The organism is Pseudomonas caricapapayae (genome assembly GCF_001400735.1).
GTDB lineage: Bacteria > Pseudomonadota > Gammaproteobacteria > Pseudomonadales > Pseudomonadaceae > Aquipseudomonas > Aquipseudomonas caricapapayae.
The window spans coordinates 1-16,131 of the sequence record NZ_LJPW01000175.1; the positions used below are offsets into that span (position 1 = coordinate 1).

The 16,131-nt window shown below is 58.7% G+C and carries 14 protein-coding genes and 4 tRNA genes; 2 read left to right on the top strand and 16 right to left on the bottom strand.

Features of this window, described 5'->3' with window-relative positions; translation table 11 throughout:
* The 8 genes from ALO80_RS26810 to leuC form a co-directional block, all read right to left on the bottom strand.
* Positions 1–270 (bottom strand): MFS transporter (locus ALO80_RS26810; RefSeq protein WP_144434254.1); only part of this gene is annotated, 270 nt, incomplete at its 3' end.
* 337 nt (positions 271–607) lie between these two features.
* Entirely contained in the window at positions 608–1,756 is a 1,149-nt protein-coding gene (dgoD, locus tag ALO80_RS26815; RefSeq protein WP_003394509.1) for a galactonate dehydratase, read from the bottom strand.
* A 53-nt stretch (positions 1,757–1,809) separates the two neighbouring features.
* Positions 1,810–2,445, bottom strand: coding sequence for a 2-dehydro-3-deoxy-6-phosphogalactonate aldolase (locus ALO80_RS26820; protein ID WP_055011163.1), 636 nt, complete (start codon positions 2,443–2,445; stop codon positions 1,810–1,812).
* A gap of 1 nt (position 2,446) precedes the next feature.
* Positions 2,447–3,451: a 2-dehydro-3-deoxygalactonokinase gene (locus ALO80_RS26825; protein WP_055011164.1), complete on the bottom strand. Its 1,005-nt coding sequence runs from the start codon at positions 3,449–3,451 to the stop codon at positions 2,447–2,449.
* A gap of 174 nt (positions 3,452–3,625) precedes the next feature.
* Positions 3,626–4,738, bottom strand: coding sequence for an aspartate-semialdehyde dehydrogenase (gene asd, locus ALO80_RS26830; protein ID WP_054988169.1), 1,113 nt, complete (start codon positions 4,736–4,738; stop codon positions 3,626–3,628).
* Between the two features lie 70 nt (positions 4,739–4,808).
* Positions 4,809–5,891 (bottom strand): 3-isopropylmalate dehydrogenase, encoded by a 1,083-nt coding sequence (leuB, locus tag ALO80_RS26835; RefSeq protein WP_055011168.1) that lies wholly within the window; start codon positions 5,889–5,891, stop codon positions 4,809–4,811.
* A 147-nt stretch (positions 5,892–6,038) separates the two neighbouring features.
* Complete coding sequence (gene leuD / locus ALO80_RS26840; RefSeq protein ID WP_054988170.1) at positions 6,039–6,680, bottom strand: 3-isopropylmalate dehydratase small subunit; 642 nt, start codon at positions 6,678–6,680, stop codon at positions 6,039–6,041.
* 10 nt (positions 6,681–6,690) lie between these two features.
* Positions 6,691–8,115, bottom strand: coding sequence for a 3-isopropylmalate dehydratase large subunit (gene leuC, locus ALO80_RS26845; RefSeq protein WP_054988171.1), 1,425 nt, complete (start codon positions 8,113–8,115; stop codon positions 6,691–6,693).
* A 145-nt stretch (positions 8,116–8,260) separates the two neighbouring features.
* Between leuC and ALO80_RS26850 the strand changes: the two genes are divergently transcribed.
* Entirely contained in the window at positions 8,261–9,130 is an 870-nt protein-coding gene (locus ALO80_RS26850) for a LysR family transcriptional regulator (RefSeq protein ID WP_002552953.1), read from the top strand.
* A gap of 70 nt (positions 9,131–9,200) precedes the next feature.
* Positions 9,201–11,393: a putative bifunctional diguanylate cyclase/phosphodiesterase gene (locus ALO80_RS26855; RefSeq protein WP_055011165.1), complete on the top strand. Its 2,193-nt coding sequence runs from the start codon at positions 9,201–9,203 to the stop codon at positions 11,391–11,393.
* Between the two features lie 57 nt (positions 11,394–11,450).
* On the opposite strand, the gene ALO80_RS26860 is transcribed toward ALO80_RS26855, so the two are convergent.
* From ALO80_RS26860 to gltX, 8 genes are all read right to left on the bottom strand, one after another.
* Complete coding sequence (locus tag ALO80_RS26860; protein ID WP_054988174.1) at positions 11,451–11,894, bottom strand: Hsp20 family protein; 444 nt, start codon at positions 11,892–11,894, stop codon at positions 11,451–11,453.
* A gap of 101 nt (positions 11,895–11,995) precedes the next feature.
* Positions 11,996–12,976, bottom strand: a complete 981-nt coding sequence (locus ALO80_RS26865; protein ID WP_055011166.1) for a tRNA dihydrouridine synthase — start codon at positions 12,974–12,976, stop codon at positions 11,996–11,998.
* Positions 12,977–13,005: 29 nt separating this feature from the next.
* Complete coding sequence (locus tag ALO80_RS26870) at positions 13,006–13,467, bottom strand: acyl-CoA thioesterase (RefSeq protein ID WP_054988176.1); 462 nt, start codon at positions 13,465–13,467, stop codon at positions 13,006–13,008.
* A gap of 317 nt (positions 13,468–13,784) precedes the next feature.
* A tRNA-Glu gene (locus tag ALO80_RS26875) sits at positions 13,785–13,860 on the bottom strand.
* 46 nt (positions 13,861–13,906) lie between these two features.
* Positions 13,907–13,982, bottom strand: a tRNA-Ala gene (locus ALO80_RS26880).
* Between the two features lie 51 nt (positions 13,983–14,033).
* Positions 14,034–14,109 (bottom strand) — tRNA-Glu (locus tag ALO80_RS26885).
* Positions 14,110–14,197: 88 nt separating this feature from the next.
* Positions 14,198–14,273: transfer RNA gene (locus tag ALO80_RS26890), tRNA-Ala, on the bottom strand.
* A gap of 148 nt (positions 14,274–14,421) precedes the next feature.
* Positions 14,422–15,903 (bottom strand): glutamate--tRNA ligase, encoded by a 1,482-nt coding sequence (gene gltX, locus ALO80_RS26895; RefSeq protein WP_055011167.1) that lies wholly within the window; start codon positions 15,901–15,903, stop codon positions 14,422–14,424.
* Between the last annotated feature and the right edge of the window lie 228 nt (positions 15,904–16,131).

Consider the following 16,131-nt stretch of genomic DNA (forward strand, 5'->3'; position numbering starts at 1 on the left):
GGTGTAAAGGATACGTGGCGGCACGCGGTCTACCAGCCAGCCACCCGGAAGTTGCATGGCAGCGTAGGTCCAGCCGAATGCGGAAAAGATCAGCCCGATATGCACCGGATCAAGGCCCAGCTCAGACGTCAGCGCTGGCGCAGCAATCGACAGGTTGCTGCGGTCCAGGTAGTTGATCACCACTGTGATGAACAGCAGGACCATGATAAAGAAACGTTTGCGGGACGGCGTCACCAGGGATGCCGCACCCTCCAGAGTTCGAGTGCGCATGGAATGTAGCCTCTTGTTGGATTTATTGAGGTCTGTATTTCGATATAACCGAGCTGAAGACACGCTGACTCTCGTTGCCACGTTCCGCGTGCCGAGGGACCAGAATAAGCAAAATCCCCGCTCATGTTTCCGGCCCGACTTGGTCGGGTTCCTTCGCCCTGACATTGATCCGGAGGTAGCCCCGGATCAGTGCCACGACTCAGCAGTCACTCACGTCGCACTCTGCGTCGTCAGCGCTATCGCGAACAAAAATCACCTCTAAAGCACTTCTACAGTGGAGGAACACCTGTAAAAGAGCCCGTACATATCTGTAGCACCTTGGAACGACAGCCTCCGCTTACCACTCTGCAAAACTGCCATCGGCATGACGCCAGATCGGGTTGCGCCAGCGATGGCCGATGGCCGCGCGTTCGATGACATACTCTTCGTTGATTTCGATGCCCAGGCCCGGCCCGTTGGGAATCTTGACCATGCCCTTGTCGTAGTCGAAAACCTCCGGGTGTTTCACATAATCGAGCAGGTCGTTGCTTTCGTTGTAATGAATGCCCAGGCTCTGCTCCTGAATGAAAGCGTTGTAACAAACCGCGTCCAGTTGCAGGCAGGCTGCCAGCGCGATAGGCCCGAGCGGACAATGCAGCGCCAGCGCGACGTCGTAGGCTTCAGCCATGTTGGCGATCTTGCGGGTTTCGGTGATACCGCCCGCGTGAGACGCATCAGGCTGGATGATGTCGACGTAACCTTCGCTCAACACGCGCTTGAAATCCCAGCGCGAGAACAGCCGTTCGCCCAGTGCAATCGGGGTGCTGGTCAGCGGTGCCAGCTCCTTCAATGCTTCGTAGTTCTCGCTGAGCACCGGTTCTTCGATGAACATCAGCTTGTACGGGTCCAGCTCTTTCATCAGCACCTTGGCCATGGGCTTGTGAACCCGGCCATGAAAGTCCACACCGATGCCGACGTTCGGCCCGACCGCATCGCGCACGGCGGCTACGTTGGCCAGCGCCAGGTCGACCTTGTCGAAGGTATCGAGAAACTGCAGCTCTTCGGTGCCATTCATTTTCACCGCAGTAAAGCCACGTTCGACTGCCTCTTTGGCCGCGCGCGCCGTGTCGGCAGGCCGATCACCACCAATCCACGAATAGACACGGATCTTGTCACGCACCTGACCGCCGAGCAGATCACTGACTGAAACCCCCAGCGCCTTGCCCTTGATATCCCACAATGCCTGATCGATACCCGCCAACGCACTCATGTGAATTGCACCGCCGCGGTAAAAGCCGCCGCGGTACAGCACGGTCCAGATATCTTCGATGTTGCGCGGGTCTTTGCCGATCAGGTAATCGGAAAGCTCTTCCACTGCGGCAGCCACGGTGTGCGCGCGGCCCTCGACCACCGGCTCGCCCCAGCCGACAACCCCCTCGTCGGTCTCGACCTTGAGGAAGCACCAGCGCGGCGGAACGATGAACGTAGTGAGTTTGGTGATTTTCATGGGTGCGGTTTCTCTTGTTGATTCTCTTGTTGGATAGCAAGTGCCGATGCCGGTCAGCCTGCAAGCGCCGCGCTGTGCTGCTTCCAGGCTGCGACATAAGCCTGGGCACGCTCGGTGACACCAGCGGCACTCATGCCGGGTTTGAACAGCCCGGAGCCCAGACCGAAGCCTTTCACGCCTGCGTCGAGGAACACCTTCATGTTGTCCGGCGAGATCCCTCCGACCGGCAGCAGAATCGTGCCTTTGGGCAATACCGCCAGCCACGCCTTGACCACAGCGGGTGACATTTGCTCGGCGGGAAACAGCTTCAGTACATCGGCCCCTTCGGCCAGTGCGGCGAAGGCTTCGGTGGGCGTCGCCACACCCGGCGACAGGAACAGCCCGGCAGCCTTGGCTGCACGCAGCACCTTTGCGTCGCTGTGTGGCATGACGATCACCTGACCTCCGGCATCCTTGACCTGGGTCACCTGCTCTGGGGTCAGCACCGTTCCCGCACCGATCAGGCAATCGGCCGGCAGCTGCTGGCGCAACAGGCGGATGCTGTCGAACGGCTGCGGCGAGTTGAGCGGCACTTCGATAACACGGAAACCGGCCTCGTACAGCACATCACCTATTGCCGGTGCCTCTTCGGGCCGCAGGCCGCGCAGGATTGCGACCAGACCGTTTTCCTTCAATGCTTGCTTGAGCATGTCACACCTCTTGAATGTCTGGAGAAGGCAGGCTTGCGAGCAGCCCTGCCTGTTCAGCGACCCGCCACAGCCCGCGCTCGGTCGCCTGTTCGGCCAGTGTCACGCAGGAAAAACCGCAGACTTCAAGGCCTCGGGCGTAGCGCGCGCACAGCGACTCGCTGCCGATGAGAATCACTGCGGGCAGTTGTTCATGCGTCTGTAGATGCAGCCTGGCAATGGCCACCAGTTCGTGACCTATCAACAGGCCGGAGAGATAGTCTGGCTGGGCACTGGCAGCCAGTTGCCCGGTCAGCCCGAGCGTCCGGGTACTGAATATGGTGGAAAGCGGCCCGGCGGCACCTTCCTGCGACAGGGCAATCGATAGCCCGCGATCAAAGGCCTGACGGTCGAACACCTCGGCCTGCTGCATGGTGCGACCGAGAATGGTGTGCGCGCACAGGGCGGCGTAGACCTCACCGGTCATGAACGTATCGAAATGAACGATGCGACCGCGCACGACCTGAACCCACTTGGAATGGCTACCGGGCAGGCCGATCAGCAAAGGCTCGCTGCCCTGCCCGGCGTCGAGGCCTGCCAGTACACCCAGCACCTGGGTTTCTTCGCCACGCATGACATTGGGCAAGGTCGCTCGCTGCAAGACGCCAGGGATGATATGCAGCGTCACACCGCGCGCACTGCGCACGGTCTGCAACGCTGCACTCAGCTCGTAGACGCTAGCCGGTGTTTCCCGATAAGCCGCCTCGCGCCAGCCCTGCGCGCTGCCGACCATGCCACAGGCAATCACCGGCAGGTCGGGCTGCGCATCCAGCCAGTCACCGCAGGCCTGGTCAAAAGCCAGCTCGAAACCGTCGCTGCACAATTGCCCGGCGATCAGGCGCGGTGTGGTCGGCAATTGCATGATGCCCGCGCTCAAGGCGCGCTGTTCCAGGACCTGGCCATGTTCGCCAAGTCGATAAGCCCGAAGCGAGGTTGTCCCCCAATCGAGTGCGATCAATTGCGCCTGCATTGCGTCACCTGTTGTTTTATTGGAAGTGAGTGCCAGACGACTATAAACCTGTTTTTACAGTTATCTCAATATGTAAATTTCAATCCCATATATAGGGATAATAATTAATAAAAAATATCGGCCATAAAAAACCCGCCGTCCTTTCGGAGAGCGGGTTCCTGTGAGACCGGAGCCTCAACGCTCCAGCAGAATCCTCAGCATGCGGCGGAGCGGCTCGGCAGCGCCCCACAGCAGCTGGTCACCCACCGTAAAAGCGCCAAGGTACTGCGAGCCCATGTTCAACTTGCGCAAACGACCTACCGGCACACTCATGGTACCGGTGACGGCGGTCGGGCTCAGTTCGTGCATGCTCGCTTCGCGGTTGTTCGGTACCAGCTTGACCCAAGGGTTGTGCTGACTGATCAAGCCTTCGATGTCCGCGATCGGCACATCCTTGTTCAGCTTGATGGTCAGCGCCTGGCTGTGGCAACGCATGGCACCGATGCGCACGCAGATGCCATCGACCGGGATCGGGCTCTTGAAGCGACCGAGGATCTTGTTGGTCTCGGCCTGCCCCTTCCACTCTTCGCGGCTCTGACCATTGGGCAATGCCTTGTCGATCCATGGGATCAGGCTGCCCGCCAGCGGCACGCCGAAGTTCTCGGTCGGGAACGACTCGCTGCGCATGGCTTCAGCGACCTTGCGATCGATATCGAGAATGGCGCTGGCCGGGTTCGCCAGGTCATCGGCGACCGAGGCATGCACCGCCCCCATCTGTTTGATCAGCTCGCGCATGTTCTGCGCACCGGCACCGGAAGCCGCCTGATAGGTCATGACGTTCATCCACTCGACCAGACCGGCATCGAACAGCCCGCCCAGGCCCATGAGCATCAGACTGACCGTGCAGTTGCCGCCGATATAGTTTCTGGTGCCCGCATCGAGCTGCTGATCAATGACTTTGCGGTTTACAGGGTCAAGCACGATGACCGCGTCATCCTGCATGCGCAGGCTGGAGGCCGCATCGATCCAGTAACCCTGCCAGCCGGCTTCACGCAGCTTGGGGAACACCTCATTGGTGTAGTCGCCACCCTGACAGGTCAGCACCACGTCCAGGGTTTTCAGCTCGTCGATGCTGTAGGCGTCTTTCAGTGGCGCAACATCCTTGCCCACCGAAGGCGCCTGGCCACCGACATTGGAAGTAGTGAAGAACACCGGCTCAATGAGATCGAAGTCCTGCTCTTCCCGCATCCGCTGCATGAGCACGGAACCGACCATGCCACGCCAACCGATCAGACCTACACGTTTCATCGCAACTACACCTTGAATAAAAGTGGGACCGCCGCTCTGCGCATACACAGCAGGCGGCGGGCCAGAGAGATTACAGATTCCGCAGCGCGGCGACTACTGCATCGCCCATTTCCTGCGTACCAACTTTGACTTTGCCTTCCGACCAGATGTCGCCAGTACGCAGCCCTTGATCCAGCACCAGACTGACAGCCTTTTCGATGGCATCAGCCGCATCGGTCAGGTTGAAGCTGTAACGCAGCATCATCGACACCGACAGAATGGTCGCCAGCGGGTTGGCGATACCTTTACCGGCGATGTCCGGCGCCGAACCATGGCAAGGCTCGTACATACCCTTGTTGGCGGTATCCAGCGAGGCGGATGGCAGCATGCCAATGGAGCCGGTGAGCATCGACGCCTGATCGGAAAGAATGTCGCCGAACAGGTTGTCGGTCACGATCACATCGAACTGCTTGGGTGCACGCACCAGTTGCATGGCAGCATTGTCGACGTACATGTGGCTCAGTTCGACTTCAGGGTAATCCCCGGCAACCTGCTCGACGATTTCGCGCCACAGCTGGCTGGACGCCAGTACGTTGGCCTTGTCCACCGAGCAAAGCTTTTTGCCACGCACCATCGCCATGTCGAAGCCGACCCTGGCAATACGACGGATCTCGCTTTCGCTGTACGGCAGCGTGTCGTAAGCCTGACGCTCGCCATTATCCAGCACACGGGTGCCGCGTGGCGCGCCGAAATAGATGCCACCGGTCAGTTCGCGGACGATCAGAATATCCAGACCGGCGACGATTTCAGGTTTCAGGCTCGATGCATCCGCCAGTTGCGGGTAAAGGATCGCAGGCCGCAGGTTGCCGAACAGGCCGAGTTGCGAACGGATTTTCAGCAGACCGCGCTCAGGACGGATATCACGCTCGATGGTGTCCCATTTCGGGCCGCCGACGGCACCCAGCAGCACCGCATCGGCAGCACGGGCGCGATCCAGGGTTTCATCGGCCAAGGGCACACCGTGCTTGTCGATGGCTGCGCCGCCGATCACATCGTGGTTCAATTCAAAACCCAGTTGATACTTCTGGTTGGCCAGTTCCAGCACCTTGACCGCTTCGGTCATGATTTCCGGACCGATACCATCACCTGGGAGAATCAGAATCTGCTTGCTCATAACATCCTCGATTTTGTGCATCGGCGTTGTGAACAACGCCTGTTTATAACGCTCGCAGCGGCGAAAAATTTATCGCCTGTCTTAAACACTTTTGCCAGCAAGGTGCAGGGCCCCTTGCTGGCAAACAGGCATGTCGCAACGGCTGAATCAGTCGCGGAACAGCCACGGCTGGCTGGCGCGATGTTTGTTCTCGAAACTGGCGATGGCGTCGGCATCCATCAGCGTCAGGCCGATGTCATCCAGGCCGTTGAGCAGGCAATGCTTGCGAAAGGCATCGATTTCAAAACTCAGGACCTTGCCATCAGGACGAGTCACCGTTTGCGCCTGCAGGTCGATATTCAACTGATAGCCAGGTGCAGCTTCAACCTGCTTGAACAATTGATCGACTTCTTCCTCGGACAGAATGATCGGCAACAAACCATTCTTGAAGCTGTTGTTGAAGAAGATGTCGGCATAGCTCGGCGCGATGATCGCACAGAAGCCGTACTCTTCCAGTGCCCAGGGTGCATGCTCGCGACTGGAGCCACAGCCGAAGTTCTCCCGGGCCAACAGCACGCTGGCACCCTGATAACGGTCGTGATTGAGCACAAAATCATGGTTCAGCGGGCGTTTGGAGTTGTCCTGGTAAGGCTGGCCCACGTCCAGATAACGCCACTCATCGAACAGGTTCGGGCCAAACCCGGTGCGCTTGATCGATTTGAGAAACTGCTTGGGAATGATCTGGTCGGTGTCGACATTGGCGCGATCCAGAGGAGCGACCAGGCCATTGTGCTGGGTAAAGGCTTTCATGCTGGATTCCTCAGAGCTGGATCAGGTCGCGAACATCGATGAAACGGCCATTGACCGCTGCCGCGGCAGCCATCGCCGGGCTTACCAGATGCGTCCGGCCGCCAGCGCCCTGACGGCCTTCGAAGTTGCGGTTTGACGTGGAAGCACAGTGCTCACCGGAGCCCAGGCGGTCCGGGTTCATCGCCAGACACATCGAGCAGCCCGGCTCGCGCCATTCGAAACCGGCGTCGATGAACACCTTGTCCAGCCCTTCCTTCTCGGCCTGCTCCTTGATAAGGCCCGAGCCCGGCACCACGATGGCCTGCTTGATGGTCGCAGCAACCTTGCGGCCCTTGGCGACGTCTGCGGCAGCGCGCAAGTCTTCGATCCGCGAGTTGGTGCAGGAGCCGATGAACACACGGTCGAGCTGGATATCAGTGATCGGCTGATTGGCTTTCAGGCCCATGTACTTCAATGCACGCTCGATGGAACCCCGCTTGACCAGGTCCGGCTCTTGCGCAGGGTCCGGTACGTTCTGATCGACCGCCAGAACCATTTCAGGCGACGTACCCCAGCTGACTTGCGGCTTGATCTGCGCCGCATCCAGCCTGACAACGGTATCGAACACGGCGTCCGGATCGGACACCAGGTCCTTCCAGGCTTCGACTGCCTGGTCCCATTCCGCACCTTTGGGGGCGAACGGACGACCCTTGACGTACTCGACGGTTTTTTCGTCAGTGGCCACCATACCGACCCTGGCACCCGCTTCAATGGACATATTGCAAATGGTCATGCGGCCTTCGATCGACAGGTCGCGAATCGCGCTGCCTGCAAACTCGATGGCGTAACCGTTGCCGCCGGCCGTACCGATTTTGCCGATCACGGCCAGGACGATGTCTTTCGCCGTCACACCGAATGGCAACTGCCCTTCGACCGAGACCAGCATGTTCTTCATTTTCTTGGCCACCAGACACTGGGTCGCGAGCACGTGCTCGACCTCGGACGTGCCGATACCGTGCGCCAGCGCGCCGAACGCGCCGTGGGTCGAGGTGTGCGAGTCGCCGCAGACCACGCTCATGCCAGGCAGGGTTGCGCCCTGCTCCGGGCCGATCACGTGGACAATGCCCTGGCGTGGGTCATTCATCTTGAATTCGGTAATGCCGTATTCGTCGCAGTTGTCGTCAAGGGTCTGCACCTGCAGGCGCGACACCTGATCTTCAATGGCATCGATACCGCCCTTGCGTTCCGATGTGGTCGGCACGTTATGGTCAGGCGTGGCGATGATCGAATCGATCCGCCATGGCTTGCGCTTCGCCAGCCGCAGGCCTTCGAACGCTTGCGGCGAGGTCACTTCGTGGATGATATGGCGGTCAATGTAGATCAGCGCCGAACCATCGTCGCGCTGCTTGACCAAATGCGAATCCCAGAGCTTGTCGTAGAGCGTTTTCCCGGCCATCGGACGTACTTCCTCATCAGCTTGTTTCTATGCCCTGGGCAATCGTGATGATGACCCCTTGGCTTGTGCGGTCATCCTATGAAATATGCTTAAATAACTCAAATTCATAATTTTCATACTTTGGATAACCAAATGGAATCCGATCATGGACCTCGCCAACCTTAATGCTTTTATAGCCATTGCCGAGACCGGCAGCTTTTCCGGGGCGGGCGAACGCCTTTATCTGACCCAACCGGCGATCAGCAAACGCATCGCCGGTCTGGAGCAACAGTTGAACGTCCGCCTGTTCGACCGCCTGGGCCGGGAAGTCAGCCTGACCGAGGCCGGGCGCGCCCTGCTGCCGCGCGCCTACCAGATTCTGAACGTGCTGGATGACACGCGACGCGCGCTGACCAACCTGACCGGCGAAGTCACCGGAAGGCTGACTCTGGCGACCAGCCATCACATTGGCCTGCACCGCTTGCCCCCGGTATTGCGGGCATTTACCCGCACATATCCAAAGGTCGCACTGGACATCCAGTTCCTGGACTCGGAAATTGCCTATGAGGAAATTCTTCACGGGCGTGCCGAACTGGCCGTTATTACACTCGCACCCGAGCCACATACGCTGATCCGTGCCGTACCCGTATGGGACGACCCGCTGGACTTTGTCGCAGCGCCGGAGCATCCGCTGGCCAACAGCGGGCCGATGAAACTTGAGGATGTGGTGCGCTATCCGGCAGTATTTCCGGGCGGTAACACGTTTACCCACCATATTGTCAGCGGGCTGTGCGAGGCTCAGGGCCTAAAACCCAACATTGCGATGAGCACCAATTATATGGAGACCATCAAAATGATGGTTTCCATCGGCCTGGCCTGGAGCGTTTTGCCACGTACCATGCTCGACGAACAAGTGGCGCGCATTCCGCTACCGGGCGTGCAACTCAATCGCCAGCTAGGCTACATCCTGCATACCGAACGCACGCTATCGAATGCAGCAAGAGCATTCATGAAACTGCTCGATGCGCAGACATAGTAAGTAGACCATGCTGCAAGCCGCAGACTGATCGCTCTATCGGCTTTATCGATTAAAGGCTCGTGATCACATGTCCAATCCACCGGATAACCCCGTGCTGAACGCCCTTGAACAGCCAGCCTCTATCAGTCTGCCGCTGACGGGCGCGGAGCGCGTCCTCCAGCAAACCCGGGATCGTCTCGAATTGGCACTGGAACTGGCGCAGATGGGCACCTGGGATCTGGACATCATCGGCAACAGGCTGCAAGCCTCGCCGCGAGCATCCGTGCTGCATGGCATGGCGGCGAAGCCCTTCGACGAGGATGGCAGACAGTTTCTCGACAGCCTGCCAGCCGAAGAACGCCATAAAATGCATGCAGCCTATGCTGCAGCTCTTGAAAGCAGGCAGGAATGTTTCCAGGTGACTTACCGGTTTCAGTTGAAGAACGGTACTTCACGTCTGCTTGAAAGCCGTGCACGAATCTATCGTGATGAACAGGGTCAGGCCGTGAAGTTGTCTGGAACCCTGCTGGACATCACTCAACAATGCGTCCAGGCCGCGCTGGAGGCCAGCGAGGAGAAGTTTGCCAAGGCGTTTCACTCAAGCCCGGACTCGATCACCATCACTGAAATCGAGTCCGGCCGTTATGTAGAGGTCAATGACGGCTTCTGTCGCCTGACCGGCTTCAGCGCCCAGGAAGTGCTTGGTCGTACAGCCCACGAAATCGGCATCTGGTCCGACATTGTGCAGCGCGACTACATGATTGACGAGCTGCGCCAGAAAGGCCGCGTGCATCATCGGGAAATGAACGGTCAGGACAAGCATGGCGCACCGTTGGTACTGGACATATCGGTCGAGTTCATCACGCTGAACAATACCGCCTGCCTGTTGATGAACGCACGGGACATCGGCCAGCTGAAAACAGCCCAGGCGCAGATTCAGCATCTGGCTTATCACGACCCGCTCACCGGGCTGCCCAACCGCGCGCTGCTGATGGACCGCCTGAGCCAGCAAGTGTCACTGCTTCAACACCAGAACTTGCGCGGTGCCCTGCTGTTTCTCGATCTGGATCATTTCAAGCACATCAACGACTCACTCGGTCATCCGGTAGGCGACAGCGTCCTGAGCATCATCGCCGCACGTCTGGAAGCCAGCGTACGCCACGAGGACACCGTTGCGCGCCTGGGCGGTGACGAGTTCGTGGTGCTGATCTGCGGCCTGGATGGCTCTCGCGACGACGTCACTCGGCAGGTTCGCGTGCTGGCCGACAACCTGCGCGAACTGCTGGCCGAACCGATGTTTCTCGACGGTCATCGCCTGCAAGTCACGCCAAGCATCGGCATCGTGCTGATCCCGGATGATGGTCTGGCACCTGCCGACTTGCTCAAACGAGCCGATATTGCGCTGTATCGCGCCAAGGATTCCGGGCGTAATGCATCACAGTTTTTTCATGTGTCCATGCAACAGGCAGTCAGCCAGCGCCTGCGCCTCGAAAACGACCTGCGTCTGGCGCTGACCCGCAACGAGTTTCACCTCCACTTCCAGGCCCAGATCGACAGCCGCGACACTGGCATTACTGGTGCCGAAGCGTTGCTGCGCTGGGAGCACCCTGAATACGGGCTGCTGTCGCCTGACCAATTTGTTCAGATACTCGAAGAAAGCGGAATGATTCTGGAAGTTGGCAGCCACATCCTGGACGAAGCGTGCAAAACCGGCGGCCTGCTCTTGAAACAGGGGCTGATCGCTAAAGATAAATTCCTGATGGGCGTCAATATCAGCCCACGCCAGTTCCGCCAGAACGACTTCGTCGAACGTGTGCAACACAGCCTCAAGCTGCACCAGTTGCCTGCATCCATGCTCAAGCTGGAAATTACCGAAGGCATCGTCATCCAGAATCTGGACGATACGATTCTCAAAATGCACAGCCTCAAAGCGCTGGGGGTGAGCTTCGCAATGGATGATTTCGGCACCGGCTACTCATCGCTGACTTATCTCAAGCGCTTGCCGGTGGATACGCTGAAGATTGATCAGTCATTCGTCCAGGACGCCACCAGCGACCCCAACGATGCAGAAATCATTCGCGCGATTGTAGCCATGGCACAGAGCCTCAACCTGAACGTGATTGCTGAAGGCGTCGAAACCTCAGAGCAACTGGCGTTCCTTGAAAGAGTCGGCTGTTACAACTATCAGGGCTACCTGTTCAGCGAACCGTTGCCAGCTCCGCAGTTCGAGAACCTGCTGCAGACCAAGCGGCAGGCGCAGTCAATCGCGCCCTGGGACTGATAACAGAAAAGGCACCCGAAGGTGCCTTTCTTTCAACACGTGCTGTCGCCTGACAGATCAGCTGCCCAGCACTTTCTGGGTATTGAGCGGAATCCGCTTCGGTTTGGCTTCTTCCGGCACATTCCGCACCAGATCAATGCTCAGCAGACCATGGGACAGGTCAGCCCCCTTGACCTCGATATTGTCGGCCAGCCTGAAGGACAACTTGAATTCACGCCGGGCAATACCCTGATGCAGGTAGGTGACGTTGCTGTCCTCCTGCTCACGCTTGTTGCCGACGACGGTCAATACGCCCTTTTCAACTTGCAGGTCCAGATCCTGTTCTTGCATACCTGCTGCAGCGATCACGATTCGATAATGATCATCGGTATGCCGCTCCACGTTGTAAGGAGGGTAACCGCTGGCTGTCTCATTTCGCGCCGCCGACTCGAAAAGATCATTGAAGCGGTCGAAACCCACTGAGTTGCGAAACAGTGGAGCCAGAGAAAATGCAGTAGCCATAACAATTCTCCTGTTTATCAGCGAGTGGTTTGCGCGACCCGTATTCGGCATCGCCTGATCAGCAAAATAAGGACGACCATTCGCTTTTCAAGAGGCTGTTTTCAGACTTTTTTTGACCGTTCGTCGGGGTTGGTTTCGGGCTCGCAACCCAGCAATACGCTGATGCGATCGCAGTCTGTTTCACGGCGCAGCGTGTTGAACATCAGGGTTGCTTCCGGGTAGCTCTTGGTCAGCAGCACCAGCCATTGCTTGAGTCGGCCCGGCGCCTGAATGAGCGTCATCTTGATCAGACAGGCCTGCCAGAAAGCACGCAGCATCGGCTGCAACTCGGCCCACGTCATCGGCACCACCTCTTCGCCCTTCTGCGCCGCAGCAATCTGCCGGGCCAGATCGGGACGTGCCACGAGCCCGCGGCCAATCATGATGTCCCGCGCTCCACAGATTTCGCGGCAACGCCGCCAGTCATCAACCGTCCAGATTTCCCCGTTGGCGACCACCGGAACCTTGACCACTTCCTGAATGCGCGCAATCCACTCCCAGTGCGCTGGCGGCTTGTAGCCGTCCACCTTGGTGCGCGCGTGAACGACGATTTGCTCTGCCCCGCCGTCAGCCAGTGCCCGCGCGCAATCCAGCGCGCCATCAGTGTTTTCGTAACCCAGGCGCATCTTGGCGGTAACAGGGATGTGTCTGGGCACGGCACGGCGCACCTGACTGACGATCGAGTGCAGCAGTTCCGGCTCTTTGAGCAGAATTGCGCCGCCACGGGAGCGGTTGACGGTTTTTGCCGGGCAACCGAAGTTCAAGTCCAGTACCGGTGCACCCAACTCGCAGGCGAACGCGGCGTTTTCGGCCAGACACACCGGATCGGAGCCCAATAGCTGGAGCCTTAAAGGCGTACCCGCGTCAGTCTTCGCGCCGTTGTGAAACTCCGAAGCGTACTTGTAGAAGTAGTGCGCCGGCATCAAACGCTCCGACACCCGGATGAATTCGGTCACGCACCAGTCGATGCCACCCACTTTCGTCAGTGCATCGCGCAGGATGTCGTCGACCAACCCCTCCATGGGCGCCAGAGCAATTTGCATGGGTCACACTCGAAAAAAAGTCCGGCAGTTTACTGCCCGGCGTACGGATTGGGAACGTCGCTGTCGAGAATGGCCGCGCCGTAGCCTTCGACGAACTCCGCGGGCATGCGTTTGGGCCGACCGGTGGACAGTTCGATGCAGACAAAGGTGGTTTGCGCGCGCAGCAGCGTCAGGTTGTCGGCAGGCCGCTTGAGCTGAAAGCAGCGGGTCATTTTCAAGCGTCGGTCCCAATCGACAATCCAGGTCGCCAATTGCAGTTCGTCGCTCTCGTAAGCGCTGGCCAGGTAGTCGATCTCATGCCGGACCACCGCCATTGCCCGGTCCAGACGCCGATACTCGGTCAGGTCCAGGCCCAGATACTGCGAATGCCGCCAGGCGCAGCGCTCCAGCCAGGAAACATAGACAGCGTTATTGGCATGCCCCAGCCCGTCAATGTCTTCTGCGCCGACGTTAAGGTCAATGACGAAAGGCGTTGCCCGATCCCAGACCATGCGTGCTCCTGCTTACGTGAATTCGATTTGCGGGGAGTGTAGCGAAGCCAGGATGGCTGTGTATGAAAGACTGGGTCGTGGGAGCGGACTTGTTCGCGAAGGGGCCGGTATGATCGCCGAAAATGCGCCCTCTTGAACATTGTCTTCTCGAACAATGCGGACCGCCGTTCCGGTCGCTCCCACGCCCTTTGGGCAGAAACAGGCGTGTGCACGGAGACGATAGGTGAATACCCGAAGGGAAGGATTTTTCAAACTCTTAAAAACAAAAGGGCCATTCAATAATCGAATGACCCTTGGTCCCGCAGAGCGGGAAATCGTGGCGTCCCCTAGGGGACTCGAACCCCTGTTACCGCCGTGAAAGGGCGGTGTCCTAGGCCACTAGACGAAGGGGACGCAAAACCTTCAGTCAGGTTCATCGAACGATGAACCCTGGCAAAATTGGTGGAGCTTAGCGGGATCGAACCGCTGACCTCCTGCATGCCATGCAGGCGCTCTCCCAGCTGAGCTAAAGCCCCGGATTTACGCCTCTCGGCGGAGATCAACCTTGCGGCATCACTCGATGAAACTGGCGTCCCCTAGGGGACTCGAACCCCTGTTACCGCCGTGAAAGGGCGGTGTCCTAGGCCACTAGACGAAGGGGACATAACCTTCTCGAAAAGCAAACGGTCGCTGGATCCGCTTGTTTCACATCGCATCAGAGCCGTGCAGCAACACTCTGAAACGCTAAATTTGGTGGAGCTTAGCGGGATCGAACCGCTGACCTCCTGCATGCCATGCAGGCGCTCTCCCAGCTGAGCTAAAGCCCCACATCAGTGGACGGGGCGCATATTAAGCGTGAGTGACAGAGCTGTCAAATTTATTTTCTACAATTTGCAAACTTTTTTGTCGGTAATACAACCACTTACCCTTCTACCCCCGGAAAACCGGGGGCGACTGACAGGAACGGGGAATGCCTCAGGCAATCGAGCCCAGAAGCTTTTCCCATTCCTTGTTTTCTTTCTTGGAAACACCACCCAGCAAATCGAGGGCCTGACGCAGACGGAAGCGGGTCAGGTCCGGGCCGAGGATTTCCATTGCATCGGTCACCGACACCGAGTTGGCCTGACCGGTGATCGCAGCGAACATCAAAGGCATGGCGTCACGCAGCTTGAGCTCCAGATGCTCGACGACCGCCTGGATGCAACCCATGATGCGGTCCTTTTCCCACTGACGCAGCGACTCAAGCTTCCACAGGATAAGCTGCATGACCTGACGGACCTGCTCCGGGGACAGCTTCTTGTGCTCGAACAGCTTCGCATCAGGGGTGACGCCACCTGCGAAGAAGAAGCCGGCCAGCGGTGCGACCTGACTGAAGGTCTCTACCCTGCCCTGCACATGGGGTGCGATCTTCATCATGTAGTCGGGGTTCAGCGCCCACGTCTTCAAGCGGCTGGCAAACTCCTCGACCGGCAGATCACGCAGCCATTGGCCATTGAGCCATGAAAGCTTCTCGATATCGAAGATCGGCCCGCCCAGCGAAACACGCGACAGGTCGAAGTTGTCGACCATCTCCTGCAAGGAGAACTTCTCGCGCTCGTCAGGCATCGACCAGCCCATGCGGCCCAGGTAGTTGAGCATCGCCTCGGGCATGAAACCCATGCGCTCGTAGAAAGTCACCGAGGTCGGATTCTTGCGCTTGGACAGCTTGCTCTTGTCGGGGTTACGCAGCAGCGGCATGTAGCACAGCTGCGGCTTGTCCCAGCCGAAGTATTCGTACAGCAGGATCAGTTTCGGCGCCGATGGCAGCCATTCTTCGCCGCGCAGCACGTGAGTAATGCCCATCAGGTGGTCATCGACCACGTTGGCGAGGAAGTAAGTTGGCAGCCCGTCGGTTTTCATCAGGACCTGCATGTCCATGCGATCCCACGGGATTTCGACTTCGCCGCGCAGCATGTCCGGGACAACACAGACACCTTCGGTCGGCACTTTCATGCGGATCACGTGTGGCTCGCCCGCCTCCAGGCGGCGCTGCACTTCTTCCTTGGAGAGCAGCAAGGCACGACCGTCATAGCGCGGGGTCTCCCCCTTGGCCTGTTGCTCGGCACGCATCTCGTCCAGTTCTTCGGCGGTGCAAAAACACGGGAAGGCATGGCCCATCTCGACCAGTTGCTGCGCGTACTTTTTATAGATGTCGCCACGCTCGCTTTGGCGGTATGGGCCGTGCGGACCACCGACGTCCGGTCCTTCGCTCCACTCGATGCCTAGCCAGCGCAGTGCGTCGAAAATCTGTTGTTCGGACTCGCGGGTAGAGCGCAGTTGATCGGTGTCCTCAATGCGCAGGATGAACTCGCCGCCATGCTGTTTGGCAAAGCAGTAGTTGAACAGTGCAATGTAGGCCGTGCCGACGTGAGGGTCGCCAGTGGGCGATGGCGCGATGCGGGTACGAACGGTGGTCATGGAAAATCCCGAAATTGGTCGATCAAGCGCGGAATGTTAACAGGCCGGAGGCATGAGGCTCCAGCACGGGCAATGTGATTGCATTCGTGCTCCGCGCTCGGCGCTGCTCGCAGGGCCCGATGGGTGCTTAAAAAGGCTTCAAGCCACGATAGTTCTCGTTCCGCACGCTCCGTGTCGGCATGCAGTTCGTGACGATCTGCGTCACACGGCGGTTCTGGGGTGTCAGGG

Bases quoted from the DNA above. Each gene is read 5' to 3' on its own strand.
- dgoD (WP_003394509.1), bottom strand. From the start codon at position 1,756: ATGAAAATCACCAAACTCACTACGTTCATCGTTCCGCCGCGCTGGTGC.
- ALO80_RS26820 (WP_055011163.1), bottom strand. From the start codon at position 2,445: ATGCTCAAGCAAGCATTGAAGGAAAACGGTCTGGTCGCAATCCTGCGC.
- ALO80_RS26825 (WP_055011164.1), bottom strand. From the start codon at position 3,451: ATGCAGGCGCAATTGATCGCACTCGATTGGGGGACAACCTCGCTTCGG.
- asd (WP_054988169.1), bottom strand. From the start codon at position 4,738: ATGAAACGTGTAGGTCTGATCGGTTGGCGTGGCATGGTCGGTTCCGTG.
- leuB (WP_055011168.1), bottom strand. From the start codon at position 5,891: ATGAGCAAGCAGATTCTGATTCTCCCAGGTGATGGTATCGGTCCGGAA.
- leuD (WP_054988170.1), bottom strand. From the start codon at position 6,680: ATGAAAGCCTTTACCCAGCACAATGGCCTGGTCGCTCCTCTGGATCGC.
- leuC (WP_054988171.1), bottom strand. From the start codon at position 8,115: ATGGCCGGGAAAACGCTCTACGACAAGCTCTGGGATTCGCATTTGGTC.
- ALO80_RS26850 (WP_002552953.1), top strand. From the start codon at position 8,261: ATGGACCTCGCCAACCTTAATGCTTTTATAGCCATTGCCGAGACCGGC.
- ALO80_RS26855 (WP_055011165.1), top strand. From the start codon at position 9,201: ATGTCCAATCCACCGGATAACCCCGTGCTGAACGCCCTTGAACAGCCA.
- ALO80_RS26860 (WP_054988174.1), bottom strand. From the start codon at position 11,894: ATGGCTACTGCATTTTCTCTGGCTCCACTGTTTCGCAACTCAGTGGGT.
- ALO80_RS26865 (WP_055011166.1), bottom strand. From the start codon at position 12,976: ATGCAAATTGCTCTGGCGCCCATGGAGGGGTTGGTCGACGACATCCTG.
- ALO80_RS26870 (WP_054988176.1), bottom strand. From the start codon at position 13,467: ATGGTCTGGGATCGGGCAACGCCTTTCGTCATTGACCTTAACGTCGGC.
- gltX (WP_055011167.1), bottom strand. From the start codon at position 15,903: ATGACCACCGTTCGTACCCGCATCGCGCCATCGCCCACTGGCGACCCT.